Raw genomic sequence first — 3288 nt, forward strand, 5'->3', positions numbered from 1 at the left:
CTGAGCTTTGATAAAATAGACCTTAGAAAACAATTGATACCAGGAAATATATGACACTTGACGTTTATTTATCCGTTTTTACCCTAATGCTATTTTCCTTAGGTATTAACATCATATCTCTAAAAATGCGGATCCCTTATACAGTGCTGCTAGTCATTGGCGGTTCATTGCTAGTGCCGCTGTCTAAAATAGAAGCCCTTTCCTTTGTCACTAGTTTTCAATTAACGCCAGAACTATTGTTTTTTGTTTTTCTACCCATCCTGATTTTTGAATCTGCCTACAACATCAAGATTCGAAATATTAAGGAAAACAAATTTGCCATCAGTATGCTGGCAATTGTAGGCTTATTGATTTCAACCTTTTTTATTGGCTTTGTCGGTCGTTGGGCTTTTCAGCTCCTAGGCTTTGATATTCCACTGTTAGTTACTTTACTCTTTGGCGCCATTATTTCGGCAACTGACCCAGTTGCTGTCCTATCTTTATTTAAAGAATTCGGAGCTCCACGTCGTTTAACCTTGATATTTGAGGGCGAAAGTCTGTTTAATGACGGAACCGCTTTTGCAATTTTTCTAGTCTTCCTGGAAATTATGTTGTATGGCTTTAATGGCGTTACAACAGTTATGCAAGGCCTTTTTTCATTCTTCACTATGATTATTGGCGGTGGTCTTTTTGGCTTATTGATGGGCTTTTTCTTTTCCAAACTTATTGAGTGGGTTAAAGGTCATGAGCACCTTGAAATCACCCTGACTTTATTAGTCGCCCATTTTACCTTTTTATTAGCGGAACTTATCTCTGAAAAATTAGTAATCAGTGGCCACCACCTTCAAATATCTTCCATCATCGCTACACTTGTTTCTTCCATAGTCATGGGTAATTTTGGACGATTTAAAATGTCTGTTGGGGTTGAAGAGTATATGGAAAAATTCTGGAGCTATTTTGCCTTTTTAGCCAACTCCCTGGTCTTTATTCTGATGGGCTTATTGTTTACCAGTCTATCCATTTCTATCAATGTTGCGATCTTGCCAATTTTGATAATGATTTTAGTAGTAAACGTTGCCCGGGCAGTATCAATTTATGGATCAATTGGCATTGCCAACCAGATAAAATCAGAAGAAAGCATTCCCTTAAACTGGCAACATTTACTCTCCTGGGGCAGCTTACGAGGAGCAATTGCGGTTGTCATGGTTATGCTCATACCGGATGACTTAAGTCTTCCCAACTGGGATTATGACTTTTCAATCAAAGAATTCATAACAGCGATTACTATCGGTAGTATTTATTTCACCCTGCTGGTTAAAGCAACCACGATAGGAAAAGTGATACGCTGGCTAAAAATTGATGCTCTATTACCACACGAGCAAATGAGTTACTTTAAAAGTAAGGCTCTCATTTATCAAAGTTTGAATGCTAGAGTCAAAGAACTCTACGAGCATCGGGATATCAGTGAAGCACAGTACAAAACTCTAACGGGCAAACACCAGACTCTATACCTGCTTATATGTCAGCAATGTAATGAAAAAACCAAAGATCCAAGCCATGTTGTTGAAAATATGCTGCGTATTTATACCCTGGCTCTACAGAAAATCGAACTAAAAGAAATATTCAGGCGTGGTGAAATCAATGAAAATATATACAAAAAGAATTTATTGATTTTAGAAACACAAACAGAGCGGGTTGAACAGGATCGACCACAATTAAAATCACTCAATGCTTATTTAGATTCGTGGTTAGGTAAATTCAAACGTTTTTTCTTATCATCCACGAGTTTAAGTGAAACACAAGAGCTGTATCTCTATTACCGAACTCAATACAAACTGATTAACAAAGTTATTTCTGACTTGGCTTTAATAAAAAACTCACCCTTAATCGAAATCTTTGATGACCCTAAGGCCTTTCAAAATGTTGAAAATATTTATCAATACTTAAAAAATAAAACGGTGCAGCAAATGGCGGAAGAAATTCAGTCGAATAAAGACCTTGTCGATGATATGAATGAACAATCAGCAAAAGCTTTGCTAGACATTACTCAGGCAGATACCTTAAAAGATTTACATAAGCATGAAATTATTTCCAGCAAATTATATTTATTGCTTAAAAATGAAATTATTGCTGGAACTCCTCAAGCTTTAAATTCCGATGCTAGCAGTAAACGCTAAAATACTTAATTGAATTAACCTGAAAAATTTGTGGGAAGAGAAATATAAGTGCCGTGATACAGACTGGATTATGGGGAGGGGATTTATAAATGTTACAATTTTTGCTTTGACCAACAAAGCAATGCCTTCCTACATTTATATTAGGAAGGCATAAAATTACTTTACTTACCTAACACATCATTACGTGTGCTTTCTGCAATTGCAGCTGCTTGAGCAATAAGATCACCCGGCACATTCAACTCAGTCAGAGTTGCACCTAAATGTTCCATAACAGCATCAAAATGAGAGCTATTTAAACCCATTTTCACTAAATGTGCATGTACTGTACGCATATCGCCACCCGTATAATTATTGGGTCCGCCAAATGCCATGGTAAAAAAAGCTTTTTGTTTGGCAATTTGCTCTTCCATATTAGTTTTATCAAAAAAACGGTTAATACGGTGATCACTTAAAACTTTACGATAAAATAAGTTAACTGCAGCATCAACTGCTGCTTCTCCACCAATTTGATCATATAGACTTGCTGTTGCTTCTTCACTCATCGTTTTTTTCCTCTTTGTTATTGTTATACACGATTACAGAAACTTGATAGTAGCAAGTATGTGCTTACTATGCAATTAAAGAACATTAAAAAACTCTCATATAGTTGTCGACTTTTGTCGAGAGCAAGATGTGAGTTAGTGTATAGCTTCAACAGTAACAACTCCCCTTACCTGACTAGTACTATTTTCCCAATACAAGAGCCATCCTCAAGTTGATTATGCGCTGCAATAATATTCTCTACAGATAACTGCAGGCGCGCCATGCTACCTCACAACATTCTGGGACTCCTGTCACCAACATTCATTCGCCTACGCAGCGAATGGGAGATGCCCTGTCGCCCTGCGTCCGTCTCAACTACGCACAAAACCCTGCTCCGTTAAGACTACCTCAAATGGCTGGACGGCTATTCGGAATGCAATTCTTGCCTCCCTCGCGCGCTACTAGCGCACTTCGGATCAGCGAATTGCCCTGTCGCCTACCAGGGACTAAAAATCATCACTCCGCTTAGGCTCCGTTTCCCTGATTTTAAGCGAATGACTTGACGCCGTGTCGGATGGCCTTTTATTTTGTCTCCACCTTCGCTAACGCT

At 38.1% G+C, this 3288-nt stretch carries 2 protein-coding genes; one reads left to right on the top strand and one right to left on the bottom strand.

Annotated elements, in window-relative coordinates; genetic code table 11:
• Nucleotides 1–86 precede the first annotated feature (86 nt).
• Nucleotides 87–2156 carry a cation:proton antiporter gene (locus CDZ78_RS12880; RefSeq protein WP_280175580.1) on the top strand — a complete coding sequence of 690 codons (2070 nt, stop codon included), beginning with the start codon at nucleotides 87–89 and terminating at the stop codon, nucleotides 2154–2156.
• A 161-nt stretch (nucleotides 2157–2317) separates the two neighbouring features.
• On the opposite strand, the gene CDZ78_RS12885 is transcribed toward CDZ78_RS12880, so the two are convergent.
• Nucleotides 2318–2698 (bottom strand): group I truncated hemoglobin, encoded by a 381-nt coding sequence (locus tag CDZ78_RS12885; RefSeq protein ID WP_087870378.1) that lies wholly within the window; start codon nucleotides 2696–2698, stop codon nucleotides 2318–2320.
• Nucleotides 2699–3288: the final 590 nt, after the last annotated feature.

This window comes from Bathymodiolus platifrons methanotrophic gill symbiont (assembly GCF_002189065.1).
Classification (GTDB): Bacteria; Pseudomonadota; Gammaproteobacteria; order Methylococcales; family Methylomonadaceae; genus Methyloprofundus.

Excerpts from the sequence above, each read along its gene's own strand:
- CDZ78_RS12880 (WP_280175580.1), top strand. The coding sequence starts at position 87 with ATGCTATTTTCCTTAGGTATTAACATCATATCTCTAAAAATGCGGATC.
- CDZ78_RS12885 (WP_087870378.1), bottom strand. The coding sequence starts at position 2,698 with ATGAGTGAAGAAGCAACAGCAAGTCTATATGATCAAATTGGTGGAGAA.